General features: G+C 73.0%; 22 protein-coding genes. 14 read left to right on the top strand and 8 right to left on the bottom strand.

Annotation, left to right across the window (positions count from 1 at the left end):
* Positions 1-149 precede the first annotated feature (149 nt).
* The 5 genes from pheS to ACFWI4_RS29690 all read left to right on the top strand — a co-directional run bounded on the left by pheS (position 150) and on the right by ACFWI4_RS29690 (position 8,067).
* Positions 150-1,277, top strand: a complete 1,128-nt coding sequence (pheS, locus tag ACFWI4_RS29710; RefSeq protein ID WP_339128271.1) for a phenylalanine--tRNA ligase subunit alpha — start codon at positions 150-152, stop codon at positions 1,275-1,277.
* Positions 1,277-3,781, top strand: a complete 2,505-nt coding sequence (gene pheT / locus ACFWI4_RS29705; protein WP_387202341.1) for a phenylalanine--tRNA ligase subunit beta — start codon at positions 1,277-1,279, stop codon at positions 3,779-3,781. Before pheS ends, pheT begins: the two co-directional genes overlap by 1 nt.
* Before the next feature lie 604 nt (positions 3,782-4,385).
* A complete protein-coding gene (locus tag ACFWI4_RS29700; protein ID WP_387202338.1) occupies positions 4,386-5,618 on the top strand; it encodes a PP2C family protein-serine/threonine phosphatase in 1,233 nt (410 codons plus the stop codon).
* A gap of 374 nt (positions 5,619-5,992) precedes the next feature.
* A complete protein-coding gene (locus ACFWI4_RS29695) occupies positions 5,993-7,333 on the top strand; it encodes a transcriptional regulator (RefSeq protein ID WP_387202335.1) in 1,341 nt (446 codons plus the stop codon).
* Positions 7,334-7,521: 188 nt separating this feature from the next.
* The gene (locus ACFWI4_RS29690) at positions 7,522-8,067 is read left to right on the top strand and encodes an NUDIX hydrolase (RefSeq protein ID WP_385404654.1); all 546 of its coding nucleotides are present in this window, start codon (positions 7,522-7,524) and stop codon (positions 8,065-8,067) included.
* Between the two features lie 22 nt (positions 8,068-8,089).
* Here the strand turns inward: ACFWI4_RS29690 and ACFWI4_RS29685 are convergent, their stop codons facing one another.
* The gene (locus ACFWI4_RS29685) at positions 8,090-8,347 is read right to left on the bottom strand and encodes a hypothetical protein (RefSeq protein WP_387202332.1); all 258 of its coding nucleotides are present in this window, start codon (positions 8,345-8,347) and stop codon (positions 8,090-8,092) included.
* Positions 8,348-8,551: 204 nt separating this feature from the next.
* Positions 8,552-9,412, bottom strand: coding sequence for a 3-hydroxybutyryl-CoA dehydrogenase (locus tag ACFWI4_RS29680; protein ID WP_339128266.1), 861 nt, complete (start codon positions 9,410-9,412; stop codon positions 8,552-8,554).
* Between the two features lie 168 nt (positions 9,413-9,580).
* Between ACFWI4_RS29680 and ACFWI4_RS29675 the strand changes: the two genes are divergently transcribed.
* On the top strand, positions 9,581-10,804 hold the full coding sequence (locus ACFWI4_RS29675; protein ID WP_387202329.1) for a glycoside hydrolase family 10 protein: 1,224 nt from the start codon (positions 9,581-9,583) through the stop codon (positions 10,802-10,804).
* Positions 10,805-10,831: 27 nt separating this feature from the next.
* Here ACFWI4_RS29675 and ACFWI4_RS29670 read toward each other — a convergent pair whose 3' ends face one another.
* A complete protein-coding gene (locus tag ACFWI4_RS29670) occupies positions 10,832-11,029 on the bottom strand; it encodes a DUF1918 domain-containing protein (RefSeq protein ID WP_339128264.1) in 198 nt (65 codons plus the stop codon).
* A gap of 24 nt (positions 11,030-11,053) precedes the next feature.
* Positions 11,054-12,010 carry a DMT family transporter gene (locus ACFWI4_RS29665; RefSeq protein WP_387202326.1) on the bottom strand — a complete coding sequence of 319 codons (957 nt, stop codon included), beginning with the start codon at positions 12,008-12,010 and terminating at the stop codon, positions 11,054-11,056.
* On the opposite strand from ACFWI4_RS29665, the gene ACFWI4_RS29660 reads away from it, so the two are divergent.
* Together ACFWI4_RS29660 and ACFWI4_RS29655 are read left to right on the top strand one after the other, a co-directional pair.
* A complete protein-coding gene (locus ACFWI4_RS29660; RefSeq protein ID WP_387202323.1) occupies positions 12,009-13,445 on the top strand; it encodes a PLP-dependent aminotransferase family protein in 1,437 nt (478 codons plus the stop codon). The genes ACFWI4_RS29665 and ACFWI4_RS29660 overlap by 2 nt on opposite strands.
* 163 nt (positions 13,446-13,608) lie before the next feature.
* Positions 13,609-14,202, top strand: coding sequence for a histidine phosphatase family protein (locus tag ACFWI4_RS29655; protein WP_385404642.1), 594 nt, complete (start codon positions 13,609-13,611; stop codon positions 14,200-14,202).
* Here ACFWI4_RS29655 and ACFWI4_RS29650 read toward each other — a convergent pair.
* The 3 genes from ACFWI4_RS29650 to ACFWI4_RS29640 form a co-directional block, all read right to left on the bottom strand.
* Complete coding sequence (locus ACFWI4_RS29650) at positions 14,184-14,627, bottom strand: DUF6314 family protein (protein WP_387202320.1); 444 nt, start codon at positions 14,625-14,627, stop codon at positions 14,184-14,186. The genes ACFWI4_RS29655 and ACFWI4_RS29650 overlap by 19 nt on opposite strands.
* A 125-nt stretch (positions 14,628-14,752) precedes the next feature.
* The gene (locus ACFWI4_RS29645; protein WP_387202317.1) at positions 14,753-15,205 is read right to left on the bottom strand and encodes a carboxymuconolactone decarboxylase family protein; all 453 of its coding nucleotides are present in this window, start codon (positions 15,203-15,205) and stop codon (positions 14,753-14,755) included.
* 228 nt (positions 15,206-15,433) lie between these two features.
* Positions 15,434-16,264 (bottom strand): LysR family transcriptional regulator substrate-binding protein, encoded by an 831-nt coding sequence (locus tag ACFWI4_RS29640; protein WP_387202314.1) that lies wholly within the window; start codon positions 16,262-16,264, stop codon positions 15,434-15,436.
* 82 nt (positions 16,265-16,346) lie between these two features.
* On the opposite strand from ACFWI4_RS29640, the gene ACFWI4_RS29635 reads away from it, so the two are divergent.
* Positions 16,347-16,739: a DUF5997 family protein gene (locus ACFWI4_RS29635; RefSeq protein WP_387202311.1), complete on the top strand. Its 393-nt coding sequence runs from the start codon at positions 16,347-16,349 to the stop codon at positions 16,737-16,739.
* A gap of 117 nt (positions 16,740-16,856) precedes the next feature.
* Here the strand turns inward: ACFWI4_RS29635 and ACFWI4_RS29630 are convergent, their stop codons facing one another.
* A complete protein-coding gene (locus ACFWI4_RS29630) occupies positions 16,857-17,885 on the bottom strand; it encodes a hypothetical protein (protein ID WP_387202308.1) in 1,029 nt (342 codons plus the stop codon).
* A gap of 218 nt (positions 17,886-18,103) precedes the next feature.
* On the opposite strand from ACFWI4_RS29630, the gene argC reads away from it, so the two are divergent.
* From argC to ACFWI4_RS29605, 5 genes are read left to right on the top strand one after another with little or no spacing between them, the layout of a single operon-like run.
* Positions 18,104-19,132, top strand: a complete 1,029-nt coding sequence (gene argC / locus ACFWI4_RS29625; protein WP_387202304.1) for an N-acetyl-gamma-glutamyl-phosphate reductase — start codon at positions 18,104-18,106, stop codon at positions 19,130-19,132.
* Positions 19,129-20,283, top strand: a complete 1,155-nt coding sequence (gene argJ / locus ACFWI4_RS29620) for a bifunctional glutamate N-acetyltransferase/amino-acid acetyltransferase ArgJ (RefSeq protein ID WP_387202301.1) — start codon at positions 19,129-19,131, stop codon at positions 20,281-20,283. Before argC ends, argJ begins: the two co-directional genes overlap by 4 nt.
* Complete coding sequence (argB, locus tag ACFWI4_RS29615) at positions 20,280-21,194, top strand: acetylglutamate kinase (RefSeq protein ID WP_387202299.1); 915 nt, start codon at positions 20,280-20,282, stop codon at positions 21,192-21,194. The genes argJ and argB overlap by 4 nt, the downstream gene beginning before the upstream one ends.
* Positions 21,191-22,387, top strand: a complete 1,197-nt coding sequence (locus ACFWI4_RS29610) for an acetylornithine transaminase (RefSeq protein WP_387202296.1) — start codon at positions 21,191-21,193, stop codon at positions 22,385-22,387. The genes argB and ACFWI4_RS29610 overlap by 4 nt, the downstream gene beginning before the upstream one ends.
* 20 nt (positions 22,388-22,407) lie before the next feature.
* Entirely contained in the window at positions 22,408-22,944 is a 537-nt protein-coding gene (locus tag ACFWI4_RS29605; RefSeq protein ID WP_151468406.1) for an arginine repressor, read from the top strand.
* Positions 22,945-22,981 lie beyond the last annotated feature (37 nt).

Below are 22,981 nucleotides of genomic sequence, written 5' to 3'. Positions count from 1 at the left end.
GGACCACCGCCGGGACGCCCCGTCCTGGTCGGGCCCCCACCCCCGATAGACTCGGCCTTTGGCACCTTTGCGTCCACGCATCTGCGGACGATTCGTCTCCGAGTCGATGACGGGGACCCTCAGCCAGCCAACCGGAAGCACGGGAAGAGATGTCGGCACCTAATAAGTCGTACGACCCTGTAGAGGTCGAGGCCTTGAAACCGGAAGAGATCGAGCGCATGCGGGACGAGGCGCTCGCCGCCTTCGCCGCCGCCGGCGACCTCGACGCGCTCCAGGAGGCCAAGGTCGCCCACACCGGCGGCACCTCCCCGCTGGCCCTCGCCAACCGCGAGATCGGCGCGCTGCCCCCGCAGGCCAAGGCCGCGGCCGGCAAGCTCGTCGGCCAGGCACGGGGCGCCGTGAACAAGGCCCTCGCCGCCCGCCAGGGCGAACTGGAGGCCGAGCGGGACGCCCGCGTACTGGTCGAGGAGGCGGTCGACGTCACCCTGCCGTACGACCGTGTACCGGCCGGCGCCCGGCACCCGCTGACCACGATGATGGAGCGGGTCGCGGACGTCTTCGTGTCCATGGGATACGAGGTCGCCGAGGGCCCCGAGGTCGAGGCGGAGTGGTTCAACTTCGACGCCCTCAACTTCACGCCCGACCACCCGGCCCGGCAGATGCAGGACACCTTCTTCGTCCAGGGCCCCGAGGGCACCCACGGCGACGAGTCCGGTGTCGTGCTGCGCACCCACACCTCCCCGGTGCAGGCCCGCGCCCTGCTCGACCGGGAGCCGCCCGTCTACGTCGTGTGCCCCGGCCGCGTCTACCGCACGGACGAGCTCGACGCCACGCACACCCCGGTCTTCCACCAGATCGAGCTGCTGGCCGTCGACGAGGGCCTGACCATGGCCGACCTCAAGGGCACCCTGGACCACATGGTCCAGTCGCTCTTCGGCTCGGACATGAAGACCCGGCTGCGCCCGAACTACTTCCCCTTCACCGAGCCGTCCGCCGAGATGGACATGCTCTGCTACGTCTGCAAGGGCGAGTCCGTCGGCAACCCCGACCGCCCCTGCCGGACCTGCTCATCCGAGGGCTGGATCGAGCTCGGCGGCTGCGGCATGGTCAACCCGCGGGTGCTGGTCGCCTGCGGCGTCGACCCGGAGAAGTACAGCGGATTCGCCTTCGGGTTCGGCATCGAGCGGATGCTGATGTTCCGTCACAGCGTTGAAGACATGCGAGACATGGTCGAGGGTGACGTCCGGTTCACCCGGCCGTTCGGGATGGAGATCTGATGCGGGTCCCGCTTTCTTGGCTGCGGGAGTACGTCGACCTGCCGGCGACGGAGACCGGCCGCGACGTCCAGGCCAAGCTCATTTCGGCAGGCCTCGAGGTCGAGACCGTCGAGCAGCTCGGCGCCGGCCTCAAGGGCCCCCTGGTCGTCGGCCAGGTGCTCACCATCGAGGAACTGACGGAGTTCAAGAAGCCCATCCGCTTCTGCACCGTCGACGTCGGCACCGCCAACGGCACCGGTGAGCCCCAGGAGATCGTCTGCGGCGCCCGCAACTTCGCCGTCGGCGACAAGGTCGTCGTGGTCCTGCCCGGCGCCGTCCTGCCCGGCGACTTCGCGATCGCCGCGCGCAAGACGTACGGCAAGACCTCGCACGGCATGATCTGCTCCGGCGACGAGCTGGGCATGGGCGACGACGGCAGCGGCGGCATCATCGTGCTGCCGCCGGAGATGGAGCCCGGCACCGACGCGATCGAGCTGCTCCAGCTCGTCGACGAGGTCCTCGACATCGCCGTCACCCCCGACCGCGGGTACGCGCTGTCGATGCGCGGTGTGGCCCGCGAGGCCGCCATCGCCTACGGCCTGCCGCTGCGCGACCCCGCGCTGCTCGACGTACCGGCCCCGAACGCGTTCGGGCACCCGGTCCGGGTCGGTGACCCGATGGGCTGCGACCGCTTCACCGCGCGCACGGTGACCGGCCTCGACCCCGACGCCCAGTCCCCGATCTGGCTGCGCCGCCGGCTCCAGAAGGCCGGCATGCGTCCGGTCTCGCTCGCCGTCGACATCACCAACTACGTGATGCTTGAGCTCGGCCAGCCGCTGCACGCGTACGACCGCAGCCGCGTCGAGGGCACCATCGGCGTGCGCCGGGCCGAGCAGGGCGAGAAGCTCACCACCCTCGACGGCGTCAAGCGCACCCTCGACGCCGGCGACCTGGTGATCACCGACGACCGCGGCCCCATCGGCCTCGCGGGCGTCATGGGCGGCGCCCACACCGAGATCGACGACACCGAGGGCACCACCACCGAGGTCGTCATCGAGGCCGCGCACTTCGACCCGATCTCCATCGCGCGCACCGCCCGCCGGCACAAGCTGTCCTCCGAGGCGTCCAAGCGCTTCGAGCGCGGCGCCGACCCGGCGGCCACCTCGGCCGCGGCCCAGCGGACCGTCGACCTGCTCGTGCTCCTCGCGGGCGGCACCGCCGACGCCGGGGTCACCGAGGTGATCGCGCCGTCCGCGCCGCACACCATCACCATCCCGGCGAACCACCCGGACAAGGTGGCCGGTGTCGACTACGGCCGCGAGACCGTCGTCCGCCGCCTCCAGCAGGTCGGCTGCGACGTCTACGGCCAGGACGAGCTGATCGTCACCGTGCCGTCCTGGCGGCCCGACCTGACCGACCCGAACGACCTCGCCGAAGAGGTCATCCGGCTCGAGGGCTACGAGAACCTGCCCTCCACGCTGCCCAAGCCGCCGGCGGGCCTCGGCCTGACCGACCGGCAGCGGCTGCACCGCCGGGTCGGCCGCGCGCTGGCCGGCGCCGGTTACGTCGAGGCGCCGAACTACCCGTTCATCGGGGAGCACGTCTTCGACCAGTTCGGCCTCGCCGACGACGACCCGAAGCGCAGGGTCGTCAAGCTGGTCAACCCGCTCTCCGACGAGGAGCCCGCGCTCCGTACGACGCTGCTGCCGGGCCTGCTCCAGGCCCTGCGCCGCAACGACGGACGCGGCAGCCACGACCTGGCGCTCTTCGAGACCGGGCTGGTCTTCCACCCGCAGGAGGAACTGCGTGTCGCCGGGCGGCTGCCCGTGGACCGCCGTCCCACCGACGAGGAGATCGCGACCCTGGCCGCGGCGCTTCCCGTCCAGCCCCGGCACGCCGCCGTCGTCCTCGCGGGCGCCCGCGAGCAGGCCGGCTGGTGGGGCAAGGGCCGTCCGGCCGACTGGGCCGACGCGATCGAGGCCGCGCGGATCCTGGCCCGCGAGGCGGGGACCGAACTCCTCGTCCGCTCCGGCCAGTACGGTCCGTGGCACCCGGGTCGCTGCGCCGGGCTCGCGGTCCTCGTGGACGGCGTGGAGCAGGTCGTCGGGTACGCCGGTGAGCTGCACCCCGGTGTCCTGAAGACGCTGGGCCTGCCCGCGCGCACCTGTGCGATGGAGCTGGACCTGGACGCACTGGAGCGGGCGAGCTCGGGCCACCCCAAGGGCCCGAAGATCTCGACCTTCCCGGTCGCCACGCAGGACGTCGCGCTGGTCGTCGACAAGGGCGTCCCGCACACGGACGTCGAGGCGGCTCTGCACGAGGGCGCGGGTGAACTCCTGGAGTCCATCCGGCTGTTCGACGAGTACGAGAGCGAGCAGCTCGGCGCGGACAAGAAGTCCCTCGCCTACGCGCTGCGGTTCCGTGCCGCCGACCGCACGCTGACCGTCGACGAGGCCTCCGCGGCTCGCGACGCGGCGGTGGCGCTGGCCGCGGAGCGCACGGGCGCGGTGCTGCGCGGAGCCTAGGCTCCGCCTGGGCCACCCCGGGGAACCGAACGCCACCCGGCCCGGTTCCCCGGGGAAGCCCCGCACCTCCCCGCACCCGGCCCGGCCCCCAAGGCCGAGCCGACAACCGGGGCCGAGCCCCTGCCGGATGCAGGGTGCCGAGACCGAGCGTTGACGGGCGCCGGGCCCGAGCCCCTACCGGGTGTCGACGCCGAGCCCTGCCCGGTGCCGGACCCTGAGTCCCTGCCCGGTGCCGGACCCGCCCGGCCCCGCCCCTGCGTAGTCCCTCGGCCCTGGCCGCCCCGGGCCGCAGCGCTTCCCCTCGCTCCCGGTCGTACGGCCGCCCCGGGATGCAGCCCTCCGCCCGGCTCTCGGCCCTGCCGGATCCGGACGTTCCCCCCGGCTCCCGGGCCGCCCCGCACCTGCCTTGAACGCGGCCCTGGCCTGCCCCGTTTCGGGGGTTCCCGGCTTCTGCCTGCATAAATGCGGTCGTCCGAAGACACCTCACTCATTCGGGTGACATGTCCGGGCGATCCGGCCCACCCGGACCGGACGGTCGACAGAATTCGGAACGGTCTCTCCGAGGCCGTCTGCGCCGTCAGTGCCTATTGGGGGGCCAATCGGCATGATCCGAATCAAGGCTGGGGCTCCCCGCAGGGCGACGCTCCAGACGCATTCGCGGAACCCGGCCAGAGCGGTCTCCGGGCCGCGCAGCCGGAGCGACCGGCTGAGAGCCGGACTCCGGCGGGCCGTGCGCCGCCGCGGACCCCGCACCGGGGTCGCCCGTGAGGACCGCGGCCGCCGCACCCGCCGGGTCCTGCGCACCTCCGGCCGGCCACCGCTGCGCCGGGCGCTGAACCTCGGGCTGCCCGCGGTCTGGGGCGCGCTGGCGATCTCGTACAAGATGGCCTGTCCGCTCGCGCAGCAGCACGGACTCGGCGCCCGCATCGCCACGAGCGCCGTCTTCTTCGCGGTCGGGGCCGGTCTGATACTCCACGTCAGAAGAGTGCTGCTGCGCGAACTCCGGCAGATCCGCAGGGTCGCGGGGGCCGCGCAGAGCGTCCTGCTGCGCCCGCTGCCCCCGCGCATCGACGGGCTGGACATCGCCGCGGCCCAGCTCTCCGCGGACCATGGCGCGAGCATCGGCGGCGACCTGTACGAGGCGGTCGCCACCGAGCACGGCGTGCGGGTCGTGATGGGGGACGTCCGGGGGCACGGCCTGGGCGCCATCGGGACCGTCGCCGCCGTCCTCGGCAGCTTCCGCGAGGCCGCGCACGACGAACCCGAACTCGGCGGCGTCCTCAGAAGACTCGACCGGGCACTGGCCCGGCATCTGCGCGAGGGGGAACGGGCCGGACACTCCTGCGCCGGGTCCGACCCCGACGGCCACGCGGCCGAGGAGTTCGTCACGGTCCTGCTGCTGGAGATCCACCGGGACGGCGGGGTGCACGCCCTCAACTGCGGCCACCCCTGGCCGTATCTGCTGACCGCGGGCCGTGTCCGGCCCCTCGTGCGTGCCGAACCGCTGCCACCGCTCGGCCCGTTCCCGCTGCCGTCCCGCCTCCCGGCCGAGCCGTGCGGGCGGCTCAGGCCCGGCGAGGGGCTGTTCCTCCACACCGACGGCGCCGAGGACGCGCGGGACGCGCGCGGGCGGTTCTTCCCCCTGCTCCCGGCCCTCGCGGCTGCCGTCCGCGACGGACCCGTCGTACCGCAGGCCGTCCTGCGCGCGGTGTTCACCGGTCTGCTGCGCCACACCGGCGGCCGGCCCGACGACGACGTGGCCCTCCTGGTGCTGCACAACGACCGCCGGCCGCTCGCACTGCACCAGGGCCGGGTGACCCAGCACGTCCCCCGGTGAACGGCATGCGCTCCTCCACTCTCCGGCCGGGGCGACCGGCCACGGGACCCGCACCGGACGACCGGAGTCCCGCGGTCGCCCCGGCCGCGCCGGCTCTGCCGTCCGCCCGGCCACGGAGTGTCGGACAGACGGCCGGGCGGACGGCGCGGAGCGGGCCGCCGCACTGTACGAGGGGGAGCCGGCGGCCCGGCCGGCCTCTTGCGAGGCATTTCAGTCAACCGGTACGGAACTCTCCGCGACAGCGCGCGTACAGCGCGGATACGGGCATTCCCATCACACCCCGTGTGAAAGGGGACGCACTACTCTCTCTGGTGCGGTCGGGCGCGGCCCGCGCGACCGGTGCCGTCGGCAACGAGCCAATCGGGGGGCCTCCCATGCAGCCCAACACCCTGCTCGACGCGATCCTCGACGAGGCGGGCATCTCGCACGCCGGACTCGCCGCGCACGTCAACCAGGCGGGCAGGGCCCGCGGTCTGGCCCTGCGCTACGAACACACCGCCGTGGCACGCTGGTTGAAGGGCCAGCGGCCGCGCGGCCAGGTGCCCGACCTGATCTGCGAGGTGCTCGCGGTACGGCTGCACCGGCCCGTCACCCTCGACGACATCGGCCTCGGCGTGCCCGGCGAGCCCTCCACCCCGCACGCCGGCTCGCTCTCCGGCTTCGTCGAACGCGCCACCGCCCTGTGGCGCTCCGACGAACAGCAGCGCCCCCACATCCTCGGCGCCCCGGCCGTCACCGGGACCCCCGCCGTGATGCCCGTGTGGGAGTGGGAGAACCCGCCCGAGGACGTGGACGTCTCCCGCGGCGGCCGTCACCGGGTCAGCATGGCCGACATCGAGATGCTGCGCGCGGCCCGGGCCCACTACGAGCAGATGTACCGCAAGGCCGGCGGGATGGCGACCCGCACCAGGATCGTCGGCTTCCTCAACTCCGAGACCGCGCCCCTGCTGCGCGGCAGCTACACCGACGCCACCGGCCGCCAACTCCACCGTGCGACGGGCGGGTTGGTGGCCATCGCGGGTATCTGCGCCTACGACTCCGACGCGCACGGACTCGCCCAGCGCTACTTCCATCAGGCGCTGCGCCTGGCAAAGGCCAGCAATGACAGGGGACTTGGCGCGTACGTCATAGCTCTGCTGGTCAATCAGTCGCTGTTCATGCGCGAGTACCGGCAGGCGGTCGCCTTCGCCGAGGCCGCGCTGCGCGCCGCGGGACGCCAGATCACCCCCGCGCTCGCCTCCGACCTGTACGCCATGCAGGCCAAGGCGTACGCACACCTCGGCGACGGCAGCAGCGCCCTGTCCTGCATACGGCGTGCCGAGCAGGCCGCCGAGCGCATCCGGCGCGGTTACGAGCCGGACGAGACGGGCTATGTCCAGCCGGGACTGGTCAACGTACAGGTGGCGGAGGCACTGCTCAGCCTCGGCGACCTGGTGGCCGCCGCGGAGCACGCCACGGCCGCGGTCGACACTCCGGCGCACGACCGGGGGCGGGTGCACCGGCTGGCCATGCTCAGCCAGATCGAACTGCGCCAGGGGAACGCCGACAAGGCGGTGGCGACGGCCGTGCGGATGGCGGAACAGGCCCGGGGGATGGAGTCCCAGCGGCTGCGCGACAGACTCCGCGCGGTACGCGAACACCTGGTGCGCAGCGGCTGCGCGGGCACGACCGAGGCCGCCGAACTCATCGACGGCGCACTGCGCGTACCGCTGTAGGGAGCGGCCGGACGAGCCGTCCACCCGCACGGTCCGGGCGTCGGGGTCCGCGCCGCGCCGGGACGCGGGGCACCGCCCCGCCCGGCTGGCGTCCACCGCCGCCGTGCTGCGCCCCGACCCCAGTGAGCCCTGCTGTCCGGACGCCGCTGCTGCGATATTGCCATCACTCGGCGGAAGGTGGCAGAACCGTGCAGTGGACGAAACAGAACGAACAAACTGTGTATGAAAACCGCTGGTTCAGCGTCAATCTCGCGGATGTGGAGCTGCCGGACGGACGGCATCTCGATCACTTCCTCATACGGCTGCGGCCCGTCGCCGTGGCCACGGTCGTCAACGAGGCCAACGAGGTGCTGCTCCTGTGGCGGCACCGCTTCATCACCGACAGCTGGGGGTGGGAACTCCCGGCCGGTGTGGTGGAGGACGGCGAGGACATCGCCGTGGCGGCGGCCCGCGAACTGGAGGAGGAGACCGGCTGGCGGCCGGGACCCCTCAGGCATCTGATGAGTGTCGAGCCCTCCAACGGGCTCACCGACGCCCGGCATCACATCTACTGGGCGGACGAGGGCGCGTACATCGGACACCCCGTGGACGACTTCGAGTCCGACCGCCGGGAATGGGTACCCCTGAAGCTCGTTCCCGACATGGTCGCCCGTGGTGAGGTCCCGGCCGCCAACATGGCGGCCGCACTGCTCCTGCTGCACCACCTCAGGCTCGGTCAGGACACCCTGCCCTGACCGCCCCCCCCGGGCACCCCGGCTAGTGGCCGAGGGCCTGCCAGACCGCCACGGCCAGTGCGCCCACGGCCGCGACGGCGGCGACGGTGGGCAGGGGCCAGCGGGTGTGTTCGAGGGCGACGATCCGTGTACTGAGGTCGTCGAGGTCCTTGGCCGTCTGGTCGTCGCGCTGGGTGAGCAGCGCCAGTCCGCCCTCGATGCGGGTGAACCCCACTTCGAGCGACCGGCGTAACTCCGCGATCTCCTTCGGTGCCGCGGGATGCTCGGGGTCGGCGGTCACGAGTCCGCTCCTTTCCGTGGTCGGCACATCCCTGTGTCCGGGTACGGAAAGTCAACTCGCCTGGTGGGTGCGTGGGGAGCGTGTGCGCCGGGCATATGCGGGCCCGGCGCGCACACGGCGTGTGAACACCGCGGGCCCCGCACCGGGAAAGGTGCCGGGCCCGCGGTGACTCCGCACGGCGGAGCGGGAGTTCAGCCGGTGCGATCAGCCGTAGGTGTAGAACCCCGAGCCGGACTTGCGGCCCAGGCGGCCGGCGTCGACCATGCGCTGGAGCAGCGGGGGAGCGGCGTACAGCGGCTCCTTGTACTCCTCGTACATCGAGTACGCGACCGAGGCCACCGTGTCGAGACCGATCAGGTCCGACAGCTTGAGCGGGCCCATCGGGTGGGCGCAGCCCATCTCCATGCCGTTGTCGATGTCCTCGCGGCTCGCGATGCCCGACTCGAACATCCGGATCGCGGACAGCAGATACGGGATCAGCAGCGCGTTGACGACGAAGCCCGAGCGGTCCTGGGCGCGGATCGCGTGCTTGCCGAGCGCCTTCTCGGCGAACAGCTGGGCGCGCCCGATGGTGCCCTCGGAGGTGGTCAGCGCCGGGATCAGCTCGACGAGCTGCTGCACCGGGGCCGGGTTGAAGAAGTGGATGCCGATGACCTGGTCGGGACGCGAGGTCGCGACGGCCAGCTTCACCAGCGGGATCGAGGAGGTGTTGGAGGCCAGGATCGCGTCCGGCCGGGTCACCACCTGGTCGAGCACCTGGAAGATCTCGGTCTTCACCTGCTCGTTCTCGACGACGGCCTCGATCACCAGATCACGGTCGGCGAACTCGCCGAGGTCCGTGGTGAAGCTCAGCCGGTCCTGGGTGGCCTTGAGCTCGTCCGCGGAGATCTTTCCGCGTTCGGCCGCCTTGGACAGGGAGGAGAACAGCCGGGTACGGCCGATCTCCAGGGCTTCTCCGGTGGTCTCGGCGACCTTGACGTCGAGACCGGAGCGGGCGCACACCTCGGCGATGCCCGCTCCCATCTGGCCGCAGCCCACCACTCCGACGCGTTCGATGTCGGTCACATCGTCCCCTTCGCTGATCCGCACGGCCCGGCAGGTCGTCCGTTGTTCGGTCCCTGCTCCGAACGTGCACGTTACTCCCAAGTATCGATGATCGATCGTCGGGGTGGTGCATGCTGGGTCCCCATACGTTCCGTAATCGGATGGATTCGTCATGTGAGGGGTGCGCATATGGGGCGACTGCCACGCCGGGCGTTCACGGCGGCCGCGCTCGCGACCCTCTCGGGTCTCGGTACGGCGGGGGACGCCGCCGCCGAGGGCGCGGCCCCGCGCGCCATGCGGGGCCTGTGGCTCGCGACCGCCTCCAACCGCGACTGGCCCTCCCGCACCGGCCTGAGCGCCGCCCGCCAGCGCGCCGAACTGCTCGGCCTGCTCGACACGGCCGTGCGCCTGCGCCTCAACACCGTGTTCTTCCAGGTCCGCCCCGCCGCCGACGCGCTGTGGCCCTCGCCGTACGAGCCGTGGTCGCGCTATCTGACCGGCGTCCAGGGCAAGGACCCGGGCTGGGACCCGCTGGGCACCGCCGTACGGGAGGCCCACGCGCGCGGCCTCGAGCTGCACGCCTGGTTCAACCCGTACCGCGTCTCCGGACAGCCGGACCCCGGCCGGCTCGCCCCCTCGCACCCCGCGCGGCTCCACCCCGACTGGACCGTGCGTCACGGCGGGAAGCTCTACTACAACCCCGGACTTCCCCCGGTCCGTACGTTCGTCCTGGCCGCGATGCTCGACGCGGTCCGCCGGTACCCGGTCGACGGCGTGCACTGGGACGACTACTTCTATCCCTATCCGGTGCGCGGCGAGCGCTTCGACGACGACGCGGCGTACGCCGAGCACGGCACGGGCTTCCCGGACCGGGCGGCCTGGCGGCGCCACAACATCGACCGGCTGGTGCAGGACATGGCGGCGGGCGTCAAGAAGGCCCGCCCCGGGGTCCGGTTCGGGATCAGCCCCTTCGGGGTCTGGCGCAACGCCTCCACGGATCCGCTCGGCTCACCGACCCGGGCGGGCATCGAGACGTACGACGACCTGTACGCCGACACCAGGAAATGGGTCCGGCAACGTTGGGTGGACTACATCTGTCCACAGCTGTACTGGAACATCGGCTTCGCCGCCGCCGACTACGCGCGGCTGCTGCCCTGGTGGGCGGCGGTGGCGAAGGGAACCGGCGTGGGACTGTACGCGGGCGAGGCGCTCTACAAGGCGGGCGACCCGGCGCAGCCCGAGGCCTGGCAGGACCCGGCGGAACTCTCCCGGCACCTCACCCTCGCCCGCCGCCACCCTGAAGTGCGCGGGCATGTCTTCTTCGCGGCCTCGGAGGCGGGTGCCGACCGGATCGGCGCCATGGCGCGCGTCGTCGCCGACCACTACCGGCAGCCGGCGAAGCCCCCGCTCTGAGGGCCCCTCGGCCTCTCGGCTCGCGCCCTACCGCGGCGGCATCTCCCGGTGACGGATCTCGGAGTCGGGGCCCGGCGAGCACACCGCCTCGTGACCGTCCTCGAACCGCACCCGGTAGGGGGGAGAGCCTTCGGCTCCCATGACCTCGGTGATCTCCGCGACCTTGTCGTGCTGTCCGACGGTCCGGCCGTGCTGCACGAGCTTGTCGCCTTTGGTTGCGTGCATCTGAACGGTCTCCTCGCCTGTGGGTCAGCCCCGCGCCCGCTGGGTCAGAGCGATGCAGACGAGGACGGCGGCCGCCGTCAGGGGTGCCGCCGGGGTGAGCCGCTCGCCCAGGAGCAGTACCGACCACACCAGTGTGAGCAGCGGCTGGGCCAGCTGCAACTGGCTGGCCTTCGGGATCCCGATCGACGCCATCCCCCGGTACCAGACGACCAGGCCGGCGAACTGCGAACCGACCGCGACCCACAGCAGCCCGGTCACGCTGTGCGCCGTCAGCCGCACCGGTTCGTACGACAGCGCGAGCAGCGCGCCCGGAACGCTGAGCGGCAGACACAGCACCAGGGCCCAGCCGATGACCTGCCAGCCCGGCATCACCCGGGCCAGCCGGCCGCCCTCGGTGTAGCCCGCCGCGCAGATCAGCAGCGCCCCGAAGAGATAGGCGTCCGCGCCGGTCAGCGCCCCGCCGCTCTGCTGCACGGTGAACGCGATCACCGCCGCCGCGCCCGCGCAGGCCGCCAGCCAGAACGTCCGCGACGGTCGCGCGCCGGTGCGCAGCGCCGAGAACAGCGCCGTCGTCAGCGGAAGCAGCCCGACGACGACGGCGGCGTGGGCGGTGGTCGAGGTCCGCAGGGCCAGGGTCGTCAGGAGCGGGAAGCCGAGGACGACCCCTGCGGCGACCACGGCGAGGCCCGCCAGATGCCGCCGGGCGGGCCGGGGGATCCGCAGCGCCAGCAGACAGCCGCCCGCGACGAGCGCCGCGAGGACGCAGCGCACGGTCACCAGCGACCAGGGGCCGAAGCCCTGGAGGCCCCAGGCGGTCGCGGGAAAGGTGAGGGAGAAGGCGGTCACGCCCAGAGCCGCCTGCACGGTGCCCGCGCGGCGGTCCCCCGGAGCGGGGTCCCGGGACGGGACGACGGCGGTGGGGCCGGATCCGGTGCTGACCGCTATCCCGGTCGGATCGATAGCGCTACTCTGTGCTCTCATGCAAGAGCGTAGCAGTGTGGACGATCTGGCGGAACGGCTGCGGAAAGAGCTGAACCGCTACTCTCCCGGTGGAAAGCTGCCCTCCAGTCGGGCCCTCGTCGAACGGTTCCGGGTGAGCCCGGTGACCGTGTCGCGGGCGCTCGCGCAGCTGGCCGCCGAGGGACTCGTCGTCACCCGGCCCGGCGCGGGCGCCTTCCGGGCGCGGCCGCGGCCCGCCCTCGCCTCCACCGGCGACACCTCCTGGCAGGAGATCGCCCTCAGCGCGGACGCCGCGGCCGAGGCCGTCCCCCGCACCGTGGACGCCTCCGGTGTTCTCGTCTCGCTCGCCGCGCCGCCCCCCGGTGTCGTCGAGTTCAACGGCGGCTATCTGCACCCCTCGCTCCAGCCGGAGCGGGCGATGGGCGCCGCACTCTCACGGGCCGGCCGCCGCCCCGGCGCCTGGTCGAGGCCCCCCATGGAGGGCCTGCCCGAACTGCGCGAGTGGTTCGCGCGCGGGATCGGCGGGGCGATCGGCGCCGCCGACGTCCTCGTCGCCGCGGGCGGCCAGGCCGCCCTGACGACCGCCCTGCGCGCGCTCGCCCCGCCCGGCGCCCCGGTGCTGGTCGAGTCGCCCACGTATCCGGGCATGCTGGCGATCGCCCGCGCCGCCGGGCTGCGCCCCGTTCCGGTCCCGGTCGACCCCGACGGGGTGAAACCCGAGCTCCTGGCCGACGCCTTCCGGGCGACCGGCGCCCGCGTCTTCGTCTGCCAGCCGCTGTTCCAGAATCCGACCGGAGCCGTGCTCGCTCCCGAGCGGCGGGGCGAGGTGCTGCGGATCGCGCGGGACGCCGGGGCCTTCGTCGTCGAGGACGACTTCGTACGCCGCCTGGTGCACGAGGACGCGGGCCCGCTGCCGCGTCCGCTGGCCGCAGAGGACCCCGACGGGGTCGTCGTGCACGTCGGTTCCCTGACCAAGGCGACCTCGCCGAGCTTCCGGGTGAGCGCCCTCGCGGCCCGCGGTCCGGTACTGGAGCGGCTGCGCGCCATCCAGGTCGTCGACACCTTCTTCGTGCCGCGCCCGCTCCAGGAGGCCGCGCTCGAACTCGTCGGCTCGCCCGCCTGGCCGCGTCATCTGCGCACGGTTTCGGCCGAGTTGAAGGCCCGGCGCGACACCATGACCGCCGCGCTGCGACTGCGGATCCCCGAACTCGCCCTGCCCCACGTCCCGTTCGGCGGCTATCACCTGTGGGCGCGACTGCCCGAGGGCATCGACGAGTCCGCGTTCACCGCCGCCGCGCTGCGCGCGGGAGTGGCCGTCACCCCCGGTCGCCCCTACTACAGCGCCGAACCCCCGGCCGCGCAGATCCGGTTGAGCTTCGCGGCGGTCGCGGGGACGGAGGAGATCACCGAGGGCGTACGGCGGCTGGCGGCGGCCCACGACGAGGTGCGGGCCTGAGCCGGCCCGCAGGTGGCCGGGCGTACGGGCCGCGCGCGCGGGACGGCCGGATCCTGGGCGTCCGCACAGCCGCCGCACAGACCGGCTGTCGATGTCCCGTGCATATTCGGACACTCTGCGTAACACCCTTGACCTGCGGAGGCGGGCGCTCCACGATCTGCGCATGCATCTTCGGGTCACGTTCGTCGCCGCCGCACGCAGCTCCGCGCTGCTGGCGGAGCGCTTCGAGGACGACCGGCCGCTGGACCAGGCGGGATGGGAAGAAGCGCAGCGCGCCGCCGCGGGGCTGCTGCCGCTGGCGGCGGCCGAGCTGCGCTACTGCGCGCCGACCCCCCGCAGCCGTGCCACCGGTGACGTCCTCGGCTACGCCCCGCTCGTCCAGCTCGCGCTGCGTGACTGCGACATGGGCCGCTGGCGGGGCTTCACCCTGGGCGAGGCCATGGCCCGCGAGCCCGGGGCCGTGGACTCCTGGCTGTCCGATCCGCGCTCCACGCCCCACGGCGGCGAGAGCCTGCTGGCCTTCATCGCCCGGGTCGGCGCCTGGCTCGACACCCGCCCGGGGGAGGACGGCGGCAGCATCGTCGCGGTCGCCGAGCCGTCGGTCGTACGGGCCGCACTGGTCTACGCGCTGAAGGCACCGCCGTCGACGTACTGGAACATCGACGTCCGCCCCCTGTCGGCGATCACCGTGACGGGGCGGGCGGGCCGCTGGAACCTGCGTGTCGACGGGGTGCCGGGTCAGGCCGCACGCGCGTAGCCGGTGGTGAGCACCAGGTCCTTCGCGGGCCCGCGCACCCGCCAGACGGACCGCCAGTGGTCCTCGTCGCGGACCGTGAACTCGCCCCGGTAGAGATCCGCCGCGCACGGGTGGTCGGCGACCCAGTGCCCGCTCGTCAGGTCCAGGTCGTGGAACGGACGGCCGTCGGAGAACCGTACGAGAGCGGTACCCGGGCCCACGCCCGGCAGGAACCGCAGGGTCCGCTCGGCGGGCCGCGCCACGCCCTGCCACACGAACGTGCCCGACTCCCGGTGCAGCAGCCCGCCGCCGTCCGCCGGGGCGAAGACCGTCGTACCGGTGAAACGGCCCTCCGCGCCGCTCGCGAGATCCCGGACGGTGCGCTCGACCCGCCAGCTTCCGCCCAGGTACGTCAGCACGTCCCCGACCGGCCAGAACCCGTCCATGCCGTCCCGCTCCTCCGTCCCGTCCACAGGACAGCGCCTGCCGGCGCGCCCGGCCCCCATTCTCGCCGTCCGGGCCGCCGGGCCGACGGCCGCCCCTCGAACCGGGCACCGCCGGGACCCCGTGCTCAGACCGTGGCGCGGCCCGTCGTGGCGCCGTCGCCGACGGGCAGCAGCCCGCGCTCGCCGAACACCTTCTTGGCGACCAGCGTCGCGTTGATCGCCTTCGGCATGCCGCAGTAGACGGCCGAGTGCAGCAGCGCCTCGACGATCTCCTCCGGGGAGAGACCCACGTTCAGCGACGCGTTGACGTGCACCTCCAGCTGGGGCTCGCAGCCGCCGAGCGCGGTCAGCATGCCGAGGGTGACCAACTGGCGGTCGCGCGGCGCGAGTCCGGGCCGGTCGTAGATGTCGCCGAACCCCCAGGCGACGATCTGGTGGCCCAGTTCGGGGTTGATGTCGCCGAGCGCGGCGACCACCCGCCGGCCGGACTCGCCGTCCACCCGGCCGAGGACCTCCATGCCGTGCTCGAAACGCTCCTCTCGCGTGGTGGCCCCGGTGCCGTTCGCGGTGTCGCTCATGTCCGGTCGTCCGATCCCGGCCGCGCCGGCAGCCGTCGGTGGTGATCGATCTCGTCGTCGGGGGCGGACGCGTGCGGCACGCCCGTGCGCCCCGCCGGATCAGGAACTCCGGCCGGGACGCGGGAAGTGCCGTCCGCCGCCCAGGGAACGACCGTAGGACCTGGAGCGCGCTCCAGGTCAAGCGAGGCCGCGGGGTCCGCACCGCCCCGAGGGCGGGCGGCGTCGGGCCTACGGGTTGCGGCGGGGCTTGCCGCGCTTCGCGCCGCCCTTGGGACCGCCGGTGCCGCCGCCCCGGGTGTTCTTCGACGCGGTCCTGCCCCCGGCCTTGCCGCCCGTCCGGCCGGGCGCGGGCTTGCGCCGGGCGCCGCCCGCGTCGGACTTCCCGGCTGCGGACCTGGCCGGCTTCCCCGTGCCCCGGTCCTTCTGCTGCGCCGCGGGCGGGGTCTGGGAACGCCCACGCGTGCTGTTGACCGTGCGGCCGCGCACGATGCCGATGAAGTCCTCCACCCGGTCGGTGGTCCGCTCCTCGGGCCAGGCCAGCGCGACCCGCGACTCGGGGGCGTCCGTGACCGTGCGGTAGGTGAGGTCCTTGCGGTGGTGGAGCCGGGCGAGGGACTGCGGGACGACCACGACGCCGATGCCCGCCGCGACGAGTTCGACGGCGTCCGCGGTGGTGGCGGGCCGCTCCAGCGCGGGCCTGCCCGGCAGGCTCTCCCAGTCCAGCGGGTCGTCGAGGGGGTGCAGCACGATGTCGTCGGCCAGGTCCTCGCCGGAGATCTGCTCGACCGCCGCCACGATGTGGTCCTTGGGGACCACGACGACCGTCGTCTCGGTGTAGAGGGGGATCGCGCTGAGATCGGTCCCGTCGACCGGCAGCCGGACGAACCCCGCGTCGGCGTCGCCGCGCCGCAGGACGTCGTACACCTCGTCGGCGGACACCGGGACGAGCTCCAGCGGTACGTCCGGCAGCCGCTCGTTCCAGATCCGTACCCACTTCGAGGGCGTCACCCCCGGAACGTAGGCGAGCCTGAACGAGGGGGGTGCTTCGGAGCCGGTCACCACGTCAGATTACCCGGCGTGGCCGCCGCCGCCGTACCGGCGATGGTCGGCGGGAGCCCGCGCGCTCGATACCCTTGACCCCATGAGTTCGCACCAGACCGCCCAGACGATGAAGCCCGCCACCGCGGCGAAGAAGCTGGGTGTGTACCTCGAGGCCACCCCCGCCGAGTTCCAGGAGGGTGTCGTCTCGCGCGCCGAACTGAACGCGTTGCAGACCGACCCGCCCGCCTGGCTCCAGGAACTGCGCCGTACCGGCCCGCACCCGCGGCCGGTCGTCGCCGCCAAGCTGGGCGTCTCCATCGCGGGACTCGCCCGCGGCGGCGTCAGCGAGGCGCTCACCACCGAGCAGATCGAGGCGCTGAAGACGGAGGACCCCGAGTGGCTGCGGCGTGAGCGCGCCACCCAGGCGGAGGTCCGCAAGGAGAGCGTGCGGATCAAGCAGAAGAACGCCGAGCGCGACGCCAAGCGTTCCTGACCCCGGTCCGGCCGGGCGCCCCGGCCGCCGGTCGCCGGTGCTCCCGCTCCCCGCGGACCGGGGTCCGCGGGGAAGACCGGAAAGAAAGGGTGCCGTACGTCTCGTACGGCACCTTCTTCATGTGCCCGGGAGCCGGGTCACGCCGGTCACGGACACCGGTGCCGGGAGCGCGCCCGAGCCGATGGTCGCGGCGAGCCGCTCGGCCGACGCGCGGGTGAAGCTCCCGTAGATGTCGGCGGTGCCGCCGTCGAGCCGCTGGGCGACGGACGGAGCGGAGATCACGACGCCGTCCAGGACGATGGCCACCTGGTTCCGCGGCGCGGTGTTCACCGACAGGCTCTGCGTGAGGGCGGCGAACCTCCGGGCCCCGGAGGTGTCGAAGCGCAGCCGTACGAGCGGGCCACCGTTCTGCCCGCCGTCCACCGCCTCGGCCGAGGACACCCTGGCCCCGTCCACCGCCGTCGGCCCCAGCAGGAACTTGTCCGGCGAGGCCGATCCGCCGCCGGCGGTCCCGCAGGCGACGACCGGCTCCCGCGCGTCGGACTCCGGCCCGGTCGCGGGTCTCTCCTTCGCCGAACAGTCCAGCGCCGCGAAACGTGCCAGGAGCGCCGCGTCCGGGGCGCCGCTCCCGGCCGGAGCGGACCCGGCACTCGCGCTCGCCGAGGCGTCGGTGCGGGGGCGCAGCCCCTCGGTGACGGCACGCCCCCGCGAAGTGGCGGTGGGTGACGGCCCCGGCGTCTCTGTCGCGCCGGACGCCTCCTCGGCCAGGACGGGGCGGAACCCGAGCCGGCCGGACGCGCCGAGACCCGTCAGGCCGCTCTCGTCGGCGGTACGGCCGGTGACGGTGATCCCGCCCGCGCGGACCTCGACGCGTACGTCCCGCAGCCCCAGCGCCCTGGCCCGTGCCCGCATGCGGTCCGCCGTCCGGCGCGCGGTCCCGGCCCCGAGCGGGGCCGCCCCCGCGAAGGTCACCACGGACCGCCGTGCGTCCGCCGTGACGGAGGGCGCGGCACCGCCGCCTCCCGGGGCTCCCAGGGCTCCCGGCGACCGGTCCGCGGAACCGGAGCCCGACCCGGAACAGGCGGCGAGCGCGACAGCGGCGGCGCAGACCAGGAGAGCCCTCTGCGGGGCCCGGGGAGGACGCATGCCGGGGATGCTTCCAAGCCGCCGGCCCCGGGAGAAGCGGATGCGAGCCTTTGACCGGAATTCATCTGATCGGCCCGCGCATTTCCTTCGGGCCCGATCGTGTGGTGCCCGAGTGGTGAGGGACCGGAGGGGGTACGACGGAGTCCGGACGGCCGGCCATGAGGATTGCATAAACGTGCAGGGAAACGTATAGTCATGCCATCCAAGAGGAGGGTTCCATGGCGATGCGTGCGGCGGTGGCGGGAGCGAGCGGGTATGCGGGCGGGGAACTGCTGCGCCTGCTCCTGACACACCCCGAGATCGAGATCGGCACCCTGACCGGCAACTCCAACGCCGGACGGCGGCTCGGGGAGATCCAGCCCCATCTGCTGCCGCTCGCCGGCCGGGTGCTCACCGAGACCACCGCCGAGGAACTGCGCGGCCACGACGTCGTGTTCCTCGCGCTGCCCCACGGGCAGTCCGCCGAGGTCGCCGAGCAGCTCGGCCCCGACGTCCTCGTGGTCGACATGGGCGCCGACTTCCGGCTGAAGGACCCGGCCGACTGGGAGCGCTTCTACGGTTCCGCCCACGCCGGGACCTGGCCCTACGGCCTCCCCGAACTGCCGGGTGCCCGCGCCGCGCTGGAGGGGTCCAAGCGCATCGCGGTGCCCGGTTGCTATCCGACGGCCGCCACGCTCGCCCTCTTCCCCGCCTACGGGGCGGGCCTCGCCGAGGCCGAGGCCGTGATCGTCGCCGCCTCCGGCACCTCGGGCGCGGGGAAGGCGCCGAAGGCCCACCTGCTCGGCAGCGAGGTCATGGGCTCGATGAGCCCGTACGGCGTCGGCGGCGGCCACCGCCACACCCCCGAGATGATCCAGAACCTCACCGCCGCCGCGGGCGAACCCGTCACCGTCTCCTTCACCCCCACCCTCGCGCCCATGTCCCGCGGCATCCTCGCCACGTGCAGTGCCAAGGCGAAGCCCGGCGTCACCGCCGAGTCCGTCCGGGCCGCCTACGAGAAGGCCTTCGCCGACGAGCCGTTCGTCCACCTGCTGCCCGAGGGACAGTGGCCGGCCACGGCGTCCGTCCACGGTTCCAACGCCGTTCAGGTCCAGGTCGCGTACGACGCCGCCGCGCACCGCATCATCGCGATCAGCGCCATCGACAACCTCACCAAGGGCACCGCGGGCGGTGCCGTCCAGAGCATGAACCTCGCCCTCGGCCTTCCCGAGGACCTGGGGCTTTCCACGATCGGAGTCGCACCGTGAGCGTCACGGCAGCACAGGGATTCACCGCGTCCGGCGTAGCCGCCGGGATCAAGGCGAACGGCAACCCGGACCTGGCCCTCGTGGTCAACACCGGGCCCCGCCGCGCCGCCGCGGGGGTCTTCACCTCCAACCGTGTCAAGGCCGCGCCCGTGCTGTGGTCGGAACAGGTCCTCAAGAGCGGCGAGCTCGACGCGGTCGTCCTCAACTCGGGCGGCGCCAACGCCTGTACGGGACCCCAGGGCTTCCAGGACACCCACGCCACCGCCGAGAAGGTCGCCGAGGCACTCGGTGACATCGGCGCGGGAAGCGTCGCCGTGTGCTCGACCGGCCTCATCGGCGTACTGCTCCCGATGGACAAGCTGCTGCCCGGCATCGACCTGGCCGTCGCCCAACTCGGCCCGCACGGCGGCGAGAAGGCCGCCATCGCCATCAAGACCACCGACACCGTGCACAAGACCTCCGTGGTGACCGGGGAGGGCTGGACGGTCGGCGGCATGGCCAAGGGCGCCGGCATGCTCGCGCCCGGCCTCGCCACCATGCTCGTCGTGCTCACCACCGACGCGGACGTGGACAGCGCCGCGCTCGACCGGGCGCTGCGCGACGCCACCCGCACCACCTTCGACCGGGTCGACTCCGACGGCTGCATGTCCACCAACGACACCGTGCTGCTGCTCGCCTCCGGGGCCAGCGAAGTCACCCCGGACCAGGCGGAGTTCGCCGAGGCCGTCCGGACGGTCTGCGACGACCTGGGCCAGCAGCTCATCCGGGACGCCGAGGGGGCCAGCAAGGACATCAAGGTCGAGGTGATCAACGCCGCGACCGAGGACGACGCCGTCGAGGTGGGCCGCTCCATCGCCCGCAACAACCTCCTCAAGTGCGCGATCCACGGCGAGGACCCCAACTGGGGCCGCGTCCTGTCCGCCATCGGCACCACGAAGGCCGCCTTCGAGCCCGACCGGCTCAACGTCGCCATCAACGGCGTCTGGGTCTGCAAGAACGGAGGGGTCGGCGAGGACCGCGACCTCGTCGACATGCGCTACCGCGAGGTCCACGTCGTCGCCGACCTCGCCGCGGGCGACGCGACCGCCACCATCTGGACCAACGACCTCACCGCCGACTACGTCCACGAGAACAGCGCGTACTCCTCATGAGCAATCCGACCCGCAAGCACACCGCCCTGCCCAAGGCGCAGATCCTCATCGAGGCGCTGCCCTGGCTGACCCGGCACCGCGGCAAGACCGTCGTCGTCAAGTTCGGCGGCAACGCCATGATCGACGCCGAGCTGAAGGCCGCCTTCGCCCAGGACATCGTGTTCCTGCACCACGCGGGCCTCAGGCCGGTCGTCGTGCACGGCGGCGGACCGCAGATCAGCGCGGCCCTCGACCGGCACGGCATCGTCAGCGAGTTCAAGGCGGGACTGCGCGTCACCACCGAGGACGCGATGGACGTCGTCCGCATGGTGCTGGCCGGACAGGTCCAGCGCGAGCTCGTCGGACTGCTCAACGAACACGGCCCGCTCGCCGTCGGCATCACCGGCGAGGACGCGCACACCATCACCGCCACCAAGCACCGGCCCCGGATCGACGGCGAACTCGTCGACATCGGGCGGGTGGGCGAGATCACCGAGATCGACACGGGCGCGATCGAGGCGCTGCTCGCCGACGGCCGCATCCCGGTCGTCTCCTCGATCGCCCGGAGCCAGGACGACGGACATGTCTACAACGTCAATGCTGATACGGCGGCTGCGGCACTCGCTGCCGCACTGGGTGCCGAGACCCTCATGGTCCTCACGGACGTCGAGGGCCTCTACGAGGACTGGCCCGACAGCGACGAGGTGATCAGCCGTCTCACCGCCTCCGAGCTGGAGAAGCTGCTTCCCGAGCTCGCCAGCGGCATGGTGCCGAAGATGGAGGGGTGCCTGCACGCCGTACGCAACGGCGTCACCACCGCCCGGGTCATCGACGGCCGGGTCCAGCACTCGATCCTGCTGGAGATCTTCACCGACGAAGGCATCGGCACGATGGTCGTGCCGGACGACGACGAAGCGGGGGACACGAAATGACCGGCGGCCGGACGAACGCGGAGCTCACCCGGCGGTGGCAGGGCGCGCTCATGGACAACTACGGCACCCCGGGACTGCCGCTCGTCCGCGGTGCCGGGACCAAGCTGTGGGACGCCGACGGCAACGAGTACCTCGACTTCGTCGGCGGCATCGCGGTCAACGCCCTCGGACACGGCCACCCGGCGATCGTCGAGGCCGTGAACCGGCAGATCCGCTCCCTCGGCCATGTCTCCAACCTCTTCATCGCCGAACCTCCCGTCGCCCTCGCCGAACGGCTGCTCCAGCTCTTCGGCCGCGAGGGCCGGGTGTACTTCTGCAACTCGGGCGCCGAGGCCAACGAGGGCGCGTTCAAGATCGGCCGGCTGACCGGGCGGACCCACATGGTCGCCACCACCGGCGGCTTCCACGGACGGACCATGGGAGCCCTCGCGCTCACCGGTCAGTCCGGCAAGCAGGAGCCCTTCCGGCCGCTGCCCGGCGACGTCACGCACGTCCCCTACGGTGACGCGCAGGCCCTCGCCGAGGCGGTCACCGACGACACCGCGCTGGTGATCATCGAGCCGATCCAGGGCGAGAACGGTGTCGTCGTCCCGCCCCCCGGCTATCTGAAGGCGGCCCGCGCCATCACCGCGGCCCGGGGCGCCCTGCTCGTCCTGGACGAGGTGCAGACCGGTATCGGCCGCACCGGCCACTGGTTCGCCTACCAGGCCCACGAGGGCGTCCTGCCCGACATCGTCACGCTCGCCAAGGGCATCGGCGGCGGACTGCCGCTCGGCGCCACCGTCGCCTTCGGCCGCGCCGCCGCTCTGCTGGAGCCCGGCCACCACGGCACCACCTTCGGCGGCAACCCGGTCGTCTGCGCCGCCGGACTCGCCGTGCTCGACACGATCGAGTCCGAGGGCCTGCTGGACAACGTCAAGCGCGCCGGCGAGAGGCTGCGGGACGGGATCGAGGGTTCGGGCCATCCTCTGATCGACCATGTCAGGGGCGCGGGGCTGCTCCTGGGTATCGTGCTCACCGAGCCGCGCGCCCGCCAGGTGCAGAAGGCGGCTCAGGACGCCGGTCTCCTGGTGAACGCGCCCGCACCCGATGTCGTACGGCTGATGCCGCCGCTGAACCTCGGCGACGACGAGGTGGACGCGTTCCTCCGGGCCCTTCCCGGCGTCCTCGACGCAGCCAACGGGGACGGGTGATCCCGGGAGATGGGACGACGATGAGTCAGGCGCAGGACCATGAGCACGCAGGGCCCGCCGTACCGCAGACCCGCACCGCACGCCACCGCCGGATCGTGGACATCCTCAACCGGCAACCGGTGCGCTCGCAGAGTCAGTTGGCGAAGCTCCTCGCCGACGACGGGCTGAACGTCACTCAGGCGACGCTCTCCCGGGACCTCGACGAGCTCAACGCGGTGAAGATCCGCAACAACGACGGCGACCTCATCTACGCGGTGCCGAGCGAGGGCGGTTTCCGCACCCCGCGCGCGCCGCTGGGGGAGTCGGCGAAGGAGGAGCGGATGCGCCGGCTCTCCGCGGAGCTGCTGATCTCCGCGGAGGCCTCGGCGAACCTCGTGGTCCTGCGCACCCCGCCGGGCGCCGCGCAGTTCCTCGCGTCGGCGATCGACCAGGCCGAGCTGCACGACGTCCTCGGCACGATCGCGGGCGACGACACCCTGATGCTGATCAGCCGCGACGCCACGGGCGGCCAGGCCCTCGCCGACCACCTGCTGCGGCTGGCCCAGAACGACCACTGATCCGGACGTACGAAAGGGAGGGCGCGCCCCGGAGCGG

The sequence above is a fragment of the Streptomyces sp. NPDC127038 genome, assembly GCF_042725875.1.
Classification (GTDB): Bacteria; Actinomycetota; Actinomycetes; order Streptomycetales; family Streptomycetaceae; genus Streptomyces.
This window is presented reverse-complemented; position numbering and strand designations above follow the sequence as displayed.